Source organism: Paraburkholderia sp. J8-2 (assembly GCF_905220195.1).
Taxonomy (GTDB): Bacteria; Pseudomonadota; Gammaproteobacteria; order Burkholderiales; family Burkholderiaceae; genus Paraburkholderia.
The window spans coordinates 1-14193 of sequence record NZ_CAJMZA010000001.1 but is presented as its reverse complement, the minus strand read 5'-3'; the positions used below and the strand labels follow the sequence as shown (position 1 = coordinate 14193).

12 protein-coding genes are annotated in these 14193 nt (G+C 63.6%); 8 read left to right on the top strand and 4 right to left on the bottom strand.

Annotated features, from left to right (window positions below; all coding sequences use genetic code 11):
- The first annotated feature begins 75 nt into the window (after positions 1-75).
- From U5A52_RS00060 to U5A52_RS00045, 4 genes are read left to right on the top strand one after another with little or no spacing between them, the layout of a single operon-like run.
- The gene (locus U5A52_RS00060; RefSeq protein WP_321934139.1) at positions 76-1614 is read left to right on the top strand and encodes a sugar ABC transporter ATP-binding protein; all 1539 of its coding nucleotides are present in this window, start codon (positions 76-78) and stop codon (positions 1612-1614) included.
- Positions 1611-2615, top strand: coding sequence for an ABC transporter permease (locus U5A52_RS00055; protein WP_233271699.1), 1005 nt, complete (start codon positions 1611-1613; stop codon positions 2613-2615). Before U5A52_RS00060 ends, U5A52_RS00055 begins: the two co-directional genes overlap by 4 nt.
- Before the next feature lie 57 nt (positions 2616-2672).
- Complete coding sequence (locus U5A52_RS00050; protein WP_321916436.1) at positions 2673-3701, top strand: dihydroxyacetone kinase subunit DhaK; 1029 nt, start codon at positions 2673-2675, stop codon at positions 3699-3701.
- Positions 3698-4321 (top strand): DAK2 domain-containing protein, encoded by a 624-nt coding sequence (locus U5A52_RS00045; RefSeq protein ID WP_321933252.1) that lies wholly within the window; start codon positions 3698-3700, stop codon positions 4319-4321. Before U5A52_RS00050 ends, U5A52_RS00045 begins: the two co-directional genes overlap by 4 nt.
- 10 nt (positions 4322-4331) lie before the next feature.
- Here the strand turns inward: U5A52_RS00045 and chrA are convergent, their stop codons facing one another.
- Entirely contained in the window at positions 4332-5567 is a 1236-nt protein-coding gene (chrA, locus tag U5A52_RS00040; protein WP_321933251.1) for a chromate efflux transporter, read from the bottom strand.
- Positions 5568-5849: 282 nt separating this feature from the next.
- On the opposite strand from chrA, the gene bfr reads away from it, so the two are divergent.
- Positions 5850-6326: a bacterioferritin gene (bfr, locus tag U5A52_RS00035; protein WP_254336224.1), complete on the top strand. Its 477-nt coding sequence runs from the start codon at positions 5850-5852 to the stop codon at positions 6324-6326.
- A 24-nt stretch (positions 6327-6350) separates the two neighbouring features.
- On the opposite strand, the gene U5A52_RS00030 is transcribed toward bfr, so the two are convergent.
- Positions 6351-8057: a site-specific integrase gene (locus tag U5A52_RS00030; RefSeq protein WP_321933250.1), complete on the bottom strand. Its 1707-nt coding sequence runs from the start codon at positions 8055-8057 to the stop codon at positions 6351-6353.
- A 331-nt stretch (positions 8058-8388) separates the two neighbouring features.
- Here U5A52_RS00030 and U5A52_RS00025 point away from each other — a divergent pair, with 331 nt between their 5' ends.
- On the top strand, positions 8389-9135 hold the full coding sequence (locus U5A52_RS00025) for a carbonic anhydrase family protein (protein WP_321916446.1): 747 nt from the start codon (positions 8389-8391) through the stop codon (positions 9133-9135).
- Positions 9136-9184: 49 nt separating this feature from the next.
- Here the strand turns inward: U5A52_RS00025 and U5A52_RS00020 are convergent, their stop codons facing one another.
- Entirely contained in the window at positions 9185-9787 is a 603-nt protein-coding gene (locus U5A52_RS00020) for a phosphatase PAP2 family protein (RefSeq protein WP_321916448.1), read from the bottom strand.
- Positions 9788-10157: 370 nt separating this feature from the next.
- Between U5A52_RS00020 and bktB the strand changes: the two genes are divergently transcribed.
- Both bktB and U5A52_RS00010 read left to right on the top strand, forming a co-directional pair.
- Positions 10158-11345 (top strand): beta-ketothiolase BktB, encoded by a 1188-nt coding sequence (gene bktB, locus U5A52_RS00015; protein ID WP_321933248.1) that lies wholly within the window; start codon positions 10158-10160, stop codon positions 11343-11345.
- Between the two features lie 37 nt (positions 11346-11382).
- Positions 11383-12234, top strand: coding sequence for a 3-hydroxybutyryl-CoA dehydrogenase (locus U5A52_RS00010; protein WP_321916451.1), 852 nt, complete (start codon positions 11383-11385; stop codon positions 12232-12234).
- 105 nt (positions 12235-12339) lie between these two features.
- Here the strand turns inward: U5A52_RS00010 and U5A52_RS00005 are convergent, their stop codons facing one another.
- Entirely contained in the window at positions 12340-13554 is a 1215-nt protein-coding gene (locus U5A52_RS00005; RefSeq protein ID WP_321916453.1) for a mechanosensitive ion channel family protein, read from the bottom strand.
- Positions 13555-14193: the final 639 nt, after the last annotated feature.

The following is a 14193-nucleotide window of genomic DNA, read 5'->3' as shown; positions in this document are numbered from 1 at the left end:
CCGGCCGCATGCGTTGCGTGCGCCGGCGCCCGGGATGAACGGATGAAACGCGAATCAGGTTCGGCAATGCACGCAATGCACGTATCGCAGCAAGAGAACACTCGCGCGGACGGCAGGACAGGCGCGCCGCCGCTTTTGCGCATGAGCGGCATCGTCAAGAGTTTTCCCGGCGTGAAGGCGCTGCGAGGCGTGAGCCTCGAACTGCATGCGGGGCACGTGATGGCGATCGTCGGCGAGAACGGCGCGGGCAAGTCATCGCTCATCAAGACGCTTTCCGGCGCTTACGAGCCGGACGAAGGCACGATCGAGATCGACGGCGTGCGTCTCGCGCGCGGCACACAGGCCGCGATCGACGCTGGCGTGGCCGTGATCTATCAGGAGCTTTCGCTCGTCAACGACATGACGGTGGCCGAAAACCTCTTTCTTGGCCGCATGCCGCGGCGCCATGGCCTCGTCGATCATCGCCGCGCGAACGCCATGGCGCGCGAGGCGCTCGCCCAGGTGGGGCTGGACGGCGTGCCGCCGGCGATGCGCCTGGGCGATCTGCCGCTCAACAAGCGTCAGCTCGTGGAGGTGGCGAAGGCGCTCGCGCGCGAGGCGCGCATTCTCGTGATGGACGAGCCCACGGCCGCGCTCCAGCATCACGATATCGAACATCTCTACGCCGTGGTGCGGCGCCTGCGCGCGTCGGGCATGGGCATCATCTTCATTTCGCACCATCTCGAAGAGGTGTTCGAACTCGCCGATTCGGCCGTGGTGATGCGTGACGGCGCAACGGTCGGCGCACGGCCGATGTCCGACTGGAACGAACCGGCGCTCGTGCAGGCCATGGTCGCGCGCAATCTCGACTCGTTCTATCCATGGGAGGCACGTCCCTATGGGGACGTGGTCCTGGAAGCGCACAACTTGGCGAGCGCGCCTGTTCTTCGCGACGCGAGTTTCAGCATTCGCGCGGGCGAGATCGTGGGCATAGGCGGCATTGCGGGCGCGGGACGCACCGAGCTTCTGAAAACGTTATGCGGCGCGCTGCCGCTCACCGGTGGCGAACTGCGGCTGCGCGGGCGCAGGATCGCGCTGCGCTCGCCCGCGCAAGGCATGCGCGCAGGCATTGTCTACACCGCCGAGGACCGCAAGCTCGAAGGACTCGTGCTCGAAGCGAGCATCGAGGAAAACGTCGCGCTTTCGAGCTTGCGCGCGCTGGTGCGCGGCGGCTTTGTTAGCGCCGCGAAAAAACGCCGGCTCGCGCGCGAGGCGGTCGAGCGCTTCGCGGTGCGCGCGCCGTCGGTCACGTCGCTCACGGGCAATCTTTCGGGCGGCAATCAGCAGAAAGTGATTCTCGGGCGCGCGAGCGCCACGTCGCCGACAGTCATCCTGCTCGACGAGCCCACCCGCGGCATCGACGTCGGCGCGAAGACCGAGATCTATGCGCATATCGTCGCGATGGCGCGCGCGGGCGCAGCCGTCGTGCTCGTCAGCTCCGAACTGCCCGAACTGCTCGGCATGTCGGACCGCGTGCTCGTGATGTATCGCGGCAGCATCGTCGGCGAGGTCGCGCGCGAGCACGCCAGCTCGGAGACGATCATTCAATGGGCTACCACCGGAGTTGCAGCATGACGTCCACCACGGTTCGACCGCGTGAAGAAACACCCACCCTGCAACAGCGCGTGCTGCGCCAGATGCGCAGCGGCCTCGGACCGCTCATTGCGGCGCTCGTACTGATCTGCGTTGCGCTCTCGCTGGCCTCGCCGGAGTTTCTCACCACGAGCACGCTCACCAACATCATGGTGCAGGTGTCCGTGGTCGGCATCGCGGCGGTGGGCGGCACGTTCGTGATCATCACGTCGGGCATCGATCTTTCCGTGGGCTCGCTCGTCGCGCTGAGCGGCATGGTGGCGGCGACGGTGATGGCCGGGGCGAGCCCCGACGCCGTTGGCCTTGGCGTAGCGGGCCTCGTCATCGCGCTCGTAACCGGTGCGGCCGTGGGCGCACTCAACGGCTTCGGTATTGCGTGGCTACGGCTCGTGCCGTTCATCGTCACGCTCGCGATGATGGCGATGGGGCGGGGCCTCACGCTTGCCATTTCGGACGGCCGCACGAAATTCGACTTCCCCAATGTGTTTACCGCGTTCGGCGCCAAGACGTTTGCAGGCTTGCCCGCGCCGATGCTCGTGATGCTGGCCGTATTCGTCATTGGGCACGTATTGCTGCGAAAAACCGAATTTGGTCACCAGGTGTTCGCTGTGGGCGGCAACAAGGAAGCGGCGCGGCTCGCGGGTATTCCGGTCAGCCGCGTGATCTTTCTGACCTACATGTTCGCGGGCGTGACCGCCGCGATTGCGGGCATCGTGCTTGCGGGGCGCCTCAATTCGGCGCTGCCGTCGGCGGCCAACGGGCTGGAGCTGCAGGTGATCGCAGGCGTGGTGATTGGCGGCACCTCGCTCGCGGGCGGCCGCGGCTCGATCGTCGGCACCTTCATCGGCGTCGTGCTGATCGGCGTGATCAATGTCGGGCTCTCGCTGCTTGGCGTCAATCCGTTCTGGACGCAGTTCATCCAGGGCGGCGTGATTCTCGCAGCCGTTTTGCTCGACGCGCTGAGCCAACGGCGCAAGCTTTGAACGCAGAAGTCAACGTTAGCGGTGGTGCGAAGGCCATCCATACAGGAGACGCGACACGTGAAAAAAATCATTAATCATCCTGATCATTTTGTCGACGAGATGATCGACGCCTTGCTGCTCGCCCATCCGGGCTGGCTCAAGCCGGTCACCGCAGACCGACGCGCGCTCGTGCGCGCCGATGCGCCGAACGCCGGCAAGGTCGGGATTGTGACGGGCGGCGGGTCCGGGCACCTGCCGGCCTTTCTGGGCTACGTAGGCAAGGGGCTCGCAAGCGGCGTGGCCGTGGGCAACGTGTTTTCCTCGCCATCGTCGGAGCAGATCTACGAAGCCACCAAGGCCGTTCACGGCGGCGCGGGCGTGCTCTATCTGTACGGCAACTACGGTGGCGACGTCTTCAACTTCGATCTCGCCGCGGATCTTGCAGACGCAGACGGCATCGAGACCCGCACCGTGCTCGTAGCCGACGACGTGGCTTCCGCGCCGCCCGAGCGGGCTTCGGACCGCCGCGGCGTGGCGGGTATGGTGTTCGGTTTCAAATGCGCGGGCGCGGCGGCCGAACGCGGCGACACGCTCGACGAAGTCGCGCGCATTGCCGCGAAGGCGAACGGCGCGACGCGCACCATGGGCGTGGGCCTCTCGCCAACGATCCTGCCGGCGGCAGGCAAGCCCACCTTCACGCTGCCCGATGGCGAGATGGAGATCGGCATTGGCATTCATGGTGAGCCGGGTACGCATCGCGGCAAGCTCGAGAGCGCAAATGCCATAGCCGAGCGGCTCGCGGGGGCGATCCTGGGCGACCTGCGGGCCGAGGCGGGCGCGAGCGTGGCGCTGCTCGTCAACGGACTCGGTGCGACACCGCTCGAAGAACTGTATCTGCTGTATCGGCGCGCCGAACAGGCCGTTGCCGCAGCAGGGCTGCGCGTGGCGCGCGCTTACGTGGGCGAGTACGTAACGAGCCTCGAAATGGCGGGCGCCTCGATCTCCGTGATGCAACTCGACGAAGAACTCGACACGCTGCTCGACGCACCGGTGTGTTCGCCGTTCTGGCGCGAAGGATGGCGCGTTGACGAGGGAGGTCAGCGATGACTCTTTCGGTAAGCGAAATCAAGGCGCGGCTCATTGGCGCATTGAACGCCATGCCTGCGAGCGCGGACGAATTGCGCGAACTCGACGCCGCACTCGGTGACGGCGACCTGGGCGTGACCGTGAAGGCGGGCTCGCTCGCGGCGGCCGATGCCATCGCGAAGCTGCCCCCCGACGCCGCGCTGGGCGACGTGCTGATCGCCGTGGGCAAGGCGTTCTCTACGGCGAACCCGTCGACGTTCGGCGCGCTCGTGGGCGGCGGGCTGCTCGCGGCTGCGAAGACCGTGGCGGGCCGGCAGGAGGCGGGCAGGGCCGAAGCGCTCGCCATGGGGCGCGCGGTGGCCGCGCGCATTGCCGAGCGGGGCAAGTCGCAGCTCGGTGACAAGACGCTGCTCGATGCACTCGTCCCGAGCCTCGATACGCTTGAAGCGTTTGAATCAGGCAGTGTTGACGAGCGCGCGCTCCTCGACGCGATGATCGACACGGCTGATCGACAGGTTCGTGCGACTGCCGCGTTGCAGTCGAAGAAGGGGCGCGCGGCGTGGGTGCAGGAACGCAGTATCGGTCACGCCGATCCTGGCGCGACCGCGTGGCTCAGGTTTCTTCAAGCCTGGCGAGGTTGAGGTTTGCCGCTTACCGCAACAGCATTTCAGCGACGCCAGCCACTGCTGAAAGCACCACGACAGCGAGTGGCGGCACTTTCCAGCGTGTGAGCAACAAGAAGCCGATGGCCGCGATCGCAAAGTCGATTCGCGTCTGGACGGCGCTCGTCCAGACGGGCGAGTAGAGCGCCATGGCAAGCAGGCCGACCACGGCTGCGTTGACGCCCGCAAGCATGGCCGCCATCGACGGGTGGGCGCGCAGCGCTAGCCAGTATGGCAGCGCGGCGAGCACGAGAAGCAGGCCTGGCAGAAAGATGCCTGCCAGGGCCACCGCCGCACCCAGCGCGTGAGTGGATGGGCCGCTCATGATCCATCCAAGGAAAGCGGCAAACGTGAAAAGCGGACCAGGCACAGCCTGGGCAGCGCCGTAGCCAGCAAGAAAATCGGTAGGCGATACCCAACCGGTCGCTACGGTCTCACGCTGCAGCAGCGGCAGTACGACGTGACCGCCGCCGAAGACGAGAGCGCCCGAGCGGTAGAAGGCGTCGAACACGCGGATGGTGTGAGCCGTGTCGAATGCGGCAAGCGCCGGAAGCCCGAAAAGCAGCGCGCAAAAGAGGGCAAGCGCGAACAGACCTGTGGTACGCGAAACATGAAATTCCTGCGTATGCCCACGCGTGCCGACGATGGTTCCCGAGGGCGTGGACCGGCACAGCACGATACCGAGCACCGCGCCAAGCACGATAACGATCAACTGCGCATAGGCCGTCGTCATCACAGCCAGAAGCACGAGCGCAACGAGTGCAATGCCGGCGCGGCGGTAGTCGGGGCATAAGCGCCGCGCCATGTCCCAGACGGCTTGCGCGACGACGGCAACGGCAACGAGTTTCAGGCCATGAATGAGCCCGCTTCCCGCAGGGCCACCGAGTTCGGGCGCCACGACGGCAAAGGCGATCAGCAGCGCGGCGGATGGCAACGTGAATCCGCACCAGGCTGCGAGGCCGCCGAGCCAGCCGGCGCGCAGCAGACCGATTGAGAATCCGGTCTGGCTGCTGGCCGGACCCGGGAGAAATTGGCAGAGGCCGACCAGATCCGTGAAGGTTTCGTCGTCGAGCCAACACCGCCGCTCGACGAACTCACGACGAAAATAGCCGATATGGGCGATGGGGCCGCCAAAGGACGTCAGGCCGAGTATCAGAAAGACTCGCAGGACTTCAAACGCGGTTCCCGCACGGGCCGGCTGTGACGTCGACATCCTTGTTTCCATGGTAATTTATTTATAAGGAATACGAATAGTATTCGATGCCGCCGCCGATCGTGCCGACAGCGACCAGGCTGCGTCGAGAAAGTCCCGCGCTGATCCCGTTGTTCGCAAACATGATCTCCGATTGAGGAAGCGGTTCAAAACGTCATTCCTCTGCTTAAATCGGGCCGATAAAACGCGGAATCCTTCTCATTGACACTCTCGTTCATGCGTCGCGCGCGCCGAATGTCTATGCTCGTTCTAATTGTCTCGACGCGGGAACGGCGCAGCACCCAGGAGGGAGTCATGCAAGCAGATCCAAAAGTTATCGAATATCTCAATGCGGAACTCAAGAACGAGCTGACGGCGATTAATCAGTATTTTCTGCACGCGCGGCTGTACGGCCACTGGGGCCTCGCAGGACTCGGCAAACACGAATACGACGAGTCGATCGAGGAAATGAAGCATGCCGACAAACTGATCGAGCGCATTCTCATGCTCGACGGCCTGCCTAATCTGCAGGACCTTAGCAAACTTTTGATTGGCGAGGACGTACGCGAGGTGCTCGAGTGCGACCTCAAGCTCGAACGCACCGCGCAGGCACAGTGCAAGGAAGCCGTTGCGTACTGCGAATCTGTGCGGGATTTCGTGTCGAGAGAGATTTTCGTCGAGATCCTGGACGACACGGAGGACCACATCGACTGGCTCGAAATCCAGCTTGGGTTGATCGACAAGATCGGCCTTGAAAACTATCAACAGTCGGCAATGGGGTCGGTCAGCTGAAACGCAAGCTCGCGTGGATCGTGCTCATTTTGGCTTGGCGAATGCGTCTGCGATTTGCCGTGCACGCTTGACCTCGTCGCTGTGCAGATAGATCGAGGTGGTCGAGACAGAAGCGTGCCGCAGGTTGTCGCGCACCGTGGTGAGTTCCGCGCCGCGCCCGAGCGCGTGCGTCGCATGCGTGTGGCGCATCCAGTGCGGACTCGCGCGGCGCAGTTTGTCCGCGAGCGGCGCGTGATCGGCCTCGATGGCTTTTGCGGCCAGCACGAAGAAACGCCGAAGCACGCCCCACAAGCGCGCGCTACTGATCGTGGCGTCGCTGTCGGCCTCCAGACTGCCGATGACCGGCGTGGCCGGATTCCAGCGCTGGGGCACGACCGGCAGGTCACGTTCGGCCAGATAGCGCGCGAGCGCATCCCAGGCGAGCGGCGGCAAGGCGACGCGTGCGAGCTTTTTCCCCTTGCCCGTGACGCGCAGCCAGTGATCGCCGCGCGCATCCGTCTCGACGTGCCCGAGCGTGGCCCCAACCAGCTCGCTCGCGCGCAGGCCGGTCGCATAACCGAAATCCAGCAGGAAGCGCAGCCGCTGCGCCGCCGGCGCCGACCAGCCGTATGACCACTCCAGGCCGTCCGCGAGCGTGCGCGTGAGCGCCCATTCCCCTTCGCTGAATGCGTGTGAGGTGTCGAGAACCTGCGCGCCGCTCGCGCCGCGCACTTTCACGCCGGAAAACGGATTGGCGAGCACGTAGCGCTGCTCGATGAGCCAGCGAAACAGCGCGCCAAGGATCGACAGCGCATGCGCGACCGAGCGCGCCGAGAGGCTGCCGTTGAACGGCCGCCAGTCTGGCGAGGTGCGCGCACGCACGGGGCCGACCCAGCGGCCGCGCGGCGAGGGATGACGCAGGAACGCGCGGTAGGCGATGGCGTCTTCGGTCGTGAGCGAAGAGAGCGCGCGGCCGCGCTCGACGATCGCCCAGAGGATCAGGCGTTCGGCTTCCTTCTTGTAGGTGCGCTGCGTGGCGGGCGATTCATGCAACGCAAGCCAGGTCTGCACGGCTTCATAGTCGTTCGAGGCGTCCAGCGTGCAGGTCGCGCGCGGCGCACGGAACGCGCCTTCGGAGCCATCGACTTCGTGCGGCAGCTTCAGGGTTTCCCATGGCGCGATGTCGCCGCGCTGGCTCGCCACGATGAGCGCGCGCGCCTTTTCCGTGAGTGAGGGCCACGCCGCAAAGAACGCTTCGATTGCGCGGGCGCTCGCCATGCCGAGTCCTGCCACGGCCTTCCACCACTGGCGGCGGCGCGGAATGCGCACGGTAAGGTCGGCGAGCGTGGTAATGCCGTGCGCGTACAGCACCCGCACGGCGCGCGGGGCGAACCACTGTGCGATGTCGTCGGCGATCTGGGGTTCGGGGGGGCGGGCGGTGCGCAGGCTGTCGATTGCCTGCGCGACAGCCTTGGCGTGGCGCTCGCGCTCTTCAACCGGATGCTCGAACAGCGCCACCAGATCGTCGCGATGCGCTGCGCGCGCGATGGCGACCAGCCTGCGCCGGATGCGCCCGAGCACGCCACGTGCCGATTTTCCGTCGCCGAGTGCCGAGGGCAAATAGCGCTCTACGGCCGGGCGTACGGCGAGGCCCGCGTACCACGCGCGCAGCATGGCGAGTTCGTCGGCGTCGGGGAACCCGGGCGGTGCGCTGGGTGCGGGGTTTGGCAAGGGCGTGTGGCGCGTTTTCATGTCTCGTAGTTTAGCGTAAAAATTAGCACCTTATGATAAGAAGGATTATCTTTATAGCTGCAAACCACGGCAATTTTTCACGGAAAACGGGGGGTGTTCCGGGCCGACGTCGATTAGGGGGGGCGTTTCGCGGCCGCTGAAATCGGGCGCTGGAAGGAAGCTCAATCCTCCCGGCGCAGGCGCAGCCAACTATCACGATTTCACGTGCCGCCTATACTGCTGACCAGCCGTCTTCACATTGCCTACGTGCTGATTTCAGGCTGTTAGCGAACATCGGCCCAGACTTCTCCCCGAGCCACGGCTCGAGCCCCGCAAATGAAGGAGATTTCCAATGTCTGCAAACACGGCGATTGATGTCCCGGACGACCCGGAAGATGGCGGCAGGCGCAAGTGGATCAAGGCCGGCATCAGTGTGGCTACGCTCGTTGCAGGTGCCCAGTTCGCCGCGGGCGATGTGCAGGCGGCGGCGCTGTCCGAATCGCAGCGCAACGCGCTGACTCCAGATCAAATCATCGAAATGATGAAGGCCGGCAACGAGCGGTTTCGCACCGGCAAGATGAAAAAACAGGATTTTCTCGCGCAGAAACGAGCGAGCGCGGCCGGGCAGTATCCTGCTGCGATCGTCCTCAGTTGCATCGACTCGCGCGCGCCAGCCGAGATCATTCTGGATATGGGAATCGGCGACACCTTCAATGCCAGGATCGCGGGAAACATCGCAAACCAGGACATACTCGGGAGTATGGAGTTCGCTTGTGCCGTCGCTGGCGCAAAGGTGATTCTGGTGATGGGGCACACCGCATGCGGAGCGATAAAGGGGGCAATCGATAACGTTCAGCTAGGAAATTTGACGGGTTTGCTCCAGAAGATTCAGCCGGCGATCACGGCAACACAATATTCTGGAGAACGAACCAGTAAAAACGAGGCGTTTGTCGACGCCGTAGCGCGATCGAATGTTCAGGGTGCGATAGCCGCAATCCGCAGCGGAAGCCAGATTCTGTCTGATCTGGAAAACAAAGGGAGCGTAAAGATGGCGGGCTCGATGTATGACATCAAGAACGGCAAGCTAACCTTCCTGTGAGAATTCGAACGGGCACGTCGATGGCCGCGCTCGCGGCCAGTGCGTCTCGCTACGGCCGTAACCACCGCAGCTCAATCGGCACGGCGAGAACCTTCCTGTAGAGCGCGATCAGCGCGCGGGTCAGTGCCATGCCCCCGAGTCGCCAGAGGGGGCTGCTAACCACGTAGGTCGACCACGCAACGATCGCCGCACCGATCATGTCGAGCGGCCAGTGCACCCCGACGAATATGCGAGCCCAGGCAACGGCGATATCGACGAACACGGCAAGCAAGCCGATTCCTCGCTTTCGGCCATACAGGAACGTGAACGCAACGGCGGACAGCAACGTCACATGATCGCTAGGAAACGAAGAATCTGGCGCATGGGCTAGGAACGTATGACCCGTTGCGCTTGCGAAAGGGCGCGGATGGTACCACGTCAGACCGATCAACTGGTTGACGCCGAGGGCAAGCAAGCCTGCTAGGCAAGCGCGCACGGCCAACGCGCGACGCTCGTCTGCGCCTGTCAGCCATAGTGCCACGAGCATGGCGGGGACAAGCAGGATCGCATAGTCGGCAATCAGGATGCCCGAAACGACAAGCCAGTGCGGCGTTGCGGGTGTGGCATTGAGTATGAGAAAGAGGGTTCGGTTCAATGTTTCGACTGCATCCATAAGAGCCCTTTGCTTACACGTGCGTTCTTGTCTCACCGCTGGAGAGCGGTTCCGGTTGGCGAAATCGATTCTACGCACGGGCCGCTTAACGAAACCTTAACCGGTGCCGGATCGGCCTTGACGAAATCACGCGCTCCACGAGTGCTCTAACAGACAGGCGCGCCCGAGGTCCATCGCGTGGCTGCCGTTGACGGTATGACATGGCCAGTTTTGTCAGTATGTCGGCCGGTTTCATCAGTCTGTCCAGCTTCTGTTGGCGCTACGATTCGCGTGCCGTGCCTTGAATACCTGCAAAACAGGTCGGGGCGAGGCGTAGCAACGCGCTGCGCCGCCGCTTCACGGGCAGCTAACAGATCACTAAGGAATCCATATGAGCAGGGAAGTCGTGGTGGTGGGCGGTGTGCGGACCGCGATCGGAAAATTCGGCGGCAGCCTGAAAGATGTGCCGCCAACCGAACTCGGTGCAATCGTCGTGCGTGAACTGCTCGCGCGCAGCCACGTCGAAGCAAAGGACGTGGGGCACGTGGTGTTCGGCAATGTGATCGCCACAGAGCCGCGGGACTTCTACCTGTCTCGCGTCGCCGCGATCAACGCCGGCATTCCTGAATCGACGCCTGCGTTCAACGTCAACCGGCTGTGCGGGTCGGGTTTGCAGGCGATCGTTTCCGCGGCGCAAACCATTTTGCTAGGCGACGCTGAGGTAGCGATCGGCGCCGGCGCCGAGAACATGAGCCGCGCGCCCTACATCACGACCGAGGCGCGCTTCGGCGCACGGATGGGCGATGCACGCCTCATCGACATGATGCTGGGTGCGCTCAACGACCCGTTCCACACGGTGCCGATGGGTGTCACCGCCGAAAATGTCGCGGGCCGTTATGGCATTACGCGTGAACACCAGGACAACCTCGCGCTCGAGTCGCATCGCCGTGCTGCGCGCGCTATCGCCGAAGGCCGGTTCGCCAGCCAGATCGTGCCGGTCAAGCGCACGGTGAAGGGGCGCGAGAGCGTTTTCGACACCGACGAACACTTGCGCCACGATGCAACGATCGACGACTTCGCGAAACTCAAGCCCGTATTTGCGAAAGAGAACGGTACGGTCACGGCGGGCAACGCTTCGGGCATCAATGACGCGGCCGCAGCCGTCCTGCTGATGTCGCGCGCAGCGGCCGAGGCGCGCGGCCTCGCGCCGATGGCGAAACTCGTCGCGTACGCGCACGCAGGCGTCGATCCGCTCTACATGGGCATTGGCCCGGTGCCGGCTACGCGTCTTGCGTTGCAGCGCGCGGGATTGACCGTCGCGGACCTCGACGTGATCGAGTCGAACGAGGCCTTCGCCGCTCAGGCGTGCGCGGTCACGCAGGAACTGGGCCTCGATCCTGAAAAGGTCAACCCGAATGGTTCGGGTATTTCACTCGGCCATCCCATTGGCGCGACGGGCGCACTGATTGCCGTGAAGGCGCTGCACGAACTCAAGCGCATTGGCGGCCGCTATGCGCTCGTCACGATGTGTATTGGAGGCGGGCAGGGTATCGCCGCCATTTTCGAAAACTTGCAGTAATCGTTGAAAGCGACTTCGGTCGCGCGAAAAAAACGCAATGCAAATCGAAACATTGGGAATCGTCGGCGCCGGGACGATGGGCTCCGGCATCGCGCAGGTCGCCGCACTCGCTGGCCTGCGCGTGATCGTGGTCGACGTTAGCGACGCGGCGCTCGACAGAGGCCTCACCGCGGTGAGGGGAAGCCTCGATCGGCTCGTAGCGAAAGACAAGCTGGACGCAGCGGCGGGCAACGCCGCGCTTGCGCGCATCGAGACGTCTACGGACTATCAGCGGCTCGGTGCTGCCGGGCTCATTATCGAAGCGGCCACCGAAAGCCTCGATCTGAAGTTGCGCATCTTGAAGCAGATCGAAGCGGTTGCGCGCCCCGGCGCCTTTCTCGCTTCCAATACGTCGTCAATCTCGATCACCACGCTTGGCGCGGCGCTCGCCGACCCGTCGCGCCTCGTCGGCATGCACTTCTTCAATCCAGTACCGCTGATGCCGCTTGTTGAAATCATCGAGGGCCTCGAAACCGGCAGCGCCGCCGCGGAGGCGGTTCGCGAACTGACATTGCGGCTCGGCAAGTCGCCAATCAGTGTGCGCAATTCGCCGGGTTTCGTGGTCAATCGCATTCTCGTGCCGATGATCAACGAGGCTTTCTTCCTGTTGGCCGAAGGTGTCGCGCCAGCCGAGGATATCGACACCGGCATGCGTCTTGGCGCGAATCAGCCAATTGGCCCGCTGGCGCTGGCCGACCTCGTCGGGCTCGACGTGGTCCTTTCGGTCTTGGACGTGTTTTACAAGGACTTCGGCGATTCGAAATACCGCGCGTGCCCGCTGCTTCGCGAACTGGTGTCCGCCGGACGTCTGGGCCGCAAGACTGGGCGCGGCGTTTACAGTTACGACTAGGAGGGCATTGAAGGAATCGGCGTCGCGGTCGGCATCAAGACAGCCGATGACCGGTGTCGCCGGATTCCAATGCACGGTCAGGGGCGGCAGGTCGCGTCGGGCAGATTACAGCTGCCGCGGCGACGCGCGCTGCTCCTGCCAGCAGCGCAAGCCGAACTGCGACACGACCCCGTAGGCATGATCGAGCATGTCCGACTGCAGGTTTTCGTACGGTTCCCAGCGCGTTTCGTCGACATAGAGAAATATTTCAAGTGCGATGACGGGCTGGCTCGACTGCACCTGCCGGATAACGATCGGCATGTCCTTGTGGACCGACGGATGATCGCGAAAATACGCGTCCAGATAGAGGCGGTACAGGCCGAGGTTCGTGCGGCGCTGGGTGTGGCCGGGCGCCACTCGCACAAGTGGCCCTTCGGGGGCGTTGCCTAGCCGGGCGAGCAGTGCCTCGCCTGGAAAGCAGACGGTGTCGGCATCGAAATGTATCGCATGCCTGACGCGCCGAGCGCCGGACTCGGTCATCCCACGCCAGTTCTTCACGCTGTTCGTGAGAAGGACGTAGCTTGGCAGCATGACGATCGAATTGTCGAAGTTCTGGACTTTGATCGTGTTCAGTGCAATGTCGATCACGGTGCCATCGGCGACGAAGCCGGGCACTTCAATCCAGTCTCCCACCCGCACCATGTCGTAGACGGTGAGCTGGATGCTGGCCACGAAGCCGAGCAGCGAGTCGCGGAAAATGATGATCAGAAGCGCCGTCATTGCGCTGAGGCCGGTGAGGAAGTAGGCCGGTGAGCGTTCCAGCAAAACCGAAATCCCCGCGATCAACGCGATCACGTAGAGCGCGATGGTTGCGGTCTGCAAAAAGCTTTTGATCGGGCGCTCGCTTGCGGATGGGAAGTGACTGTAGCGCTCACCCACGCTTTCGAGGAACGCGAGCGCGGCGCGCAGGAGCGTATACACCATGAAGCACGCCGCGAGCACGGCCAGCGGATGGCCGAGCGCCGCAACCAGCGGGAACGTGAGCCCCGAGATCAGCGGGGCGGAAACATAGAGGATCAAGGCGGGCACTAGCGGCGCGAGCCGATGGAATACCTTGTGGGACTCGGCGGCACGCAGCCACTTGCGCTGCGGCTCGCGCGCAAGGCGGCCAACGATCATCAGCATGATCGAGCGCGTGACGTAGTAGCAGATCGCGCTCGCCAGCAGGATCGCGAGCAGCAAGGCTGCGATTAGCAGCACCGCCACAAGCGTGCTGTCGGTGTAAATGTGGAAGTGATGCCAGTCCGGACCGCCCTCGATACGTAGCGCCTTGTCGAACATGGATCCCTCCAGTGCCGGTAAGCCGTTTCTGCGGACAAGCCCCGTTCAAACCGGTAATACAGGACGACACAGCGGCTGCGGCGCGAAGCCTGCCGGAGGGGAGGGTCCAGTGCGTACGCGGTCTGGCTCGGCTAGCGCGTTGTCCGAGCGTCAATGTAGTGACGTCGCCTTGTCGTGCTAAGCGGCATCATACATTTCATGGTTTGTACGATCCACCGGCATGGCCCGGATCCCCTTGGCAGGCCGTCGCCATCACCTGTGGCAGCGTCGGCCGACAAGGGCGCTTTCGTATCCCGACGTCCGGATGCCGGCATCTCGCGGTTCCGCTCGCGGGTTTTTCGTGATTGCTGCAGGAAGCTGGCGAGCAGCGCTTGCGTTGCAAAATCAGCGCAGGCGGGCTGCACCGGGACGAGATCGACAACGCTATTTCTGTAGAGGGAAACCACTCGCTGACTTCGCGTCGAATAATCAGTGTAGCGGCCCCAGAAATAAATATTCCAGATTCTCTTGACGAGTGGTTCTTGGGCCTGCATAATTCGCCTCCTTCGCTGATCGCTGCGAACGAAAACGAAGCGATTAAGACGAATTGCTCTTTAAAAATTTACAGCCGATAAGTGTGGGCGCTTGATGCGGTGGCGA

Coding starts and splice junctions, on each gene's coding strand:
- U5A52_RS00045 (WP_321933252.1), top strand. CDS start 3,698: ATGACTCTTTCGGTAAGCGAAATCAAGGCGCGGCTCATTGGCGCATTG.
- U5A52_RS00020 (WP_321916448.1), bottom strand. CDS start 9,787: ATGGATGCAGTCGAAACATTGAACCGAACCCTCTTTCTCATACTCAAT.
- U5A52_RS00055 (WP_233271699.1), top strand. CDS start 1,611: ATGACGTCCACCACGGTTCGACCGCGTGAAGAAACACCCACCCTGCAA.
- U5A52_RS00025 (WP_321916446.1), top strand. CDS start 8,389: ATGTCTGCAAACACGGCGATTGATGTCCCGGACGACCCGGAAGATGGC.
- U5A52_RS00010 (WP_321916451.1), top strand. CDS start 11,383: ATGCAAATCGAAACATTGGGAATCGTCGGCGCCGGGACGATGGGCTCC.
- U5A52_RS00005 (WP_321916453.1), bottom strand. CDS start 13,554: ATGTTCGACAAGGCGCTACGTATCGAGGGCGGTCCGGACTGGCATCAC.
- bktB (WP_321933248.1), top strand. CDS start 10,158: ATGAGCAGGGAAGTCGTGGTGGTGGGCGGTGTGCGGACCGCGATCGGA.
- bfr (WP_254336224.1), top strand. CDS start 5,850: ATGCAAGCAGATCCAAAAGTTATCGAATATCTCAATGCGGAACTCAAG.
- U5A52_RS00030 (WP_321933250.1), bottom strand. CDS start 8,057: ATGAAAACGCGCCACACGCCCTTGCCAAACCCCGCACCCAGCGCACCG.
- U5A52_RS00060 (WP_321934139.1), top strand. CDS start 76: ATGCACGTATCGCAGCAAGAGAACACTCGCGCGGACGGCAGGACAGGC.
- chrA (WP_321933251.1), bottom strand. CDS start 5,567: ATGGAAACAAGGATGTCGACGTCACAGCCGGCCCGTGCGGGAACCGCG.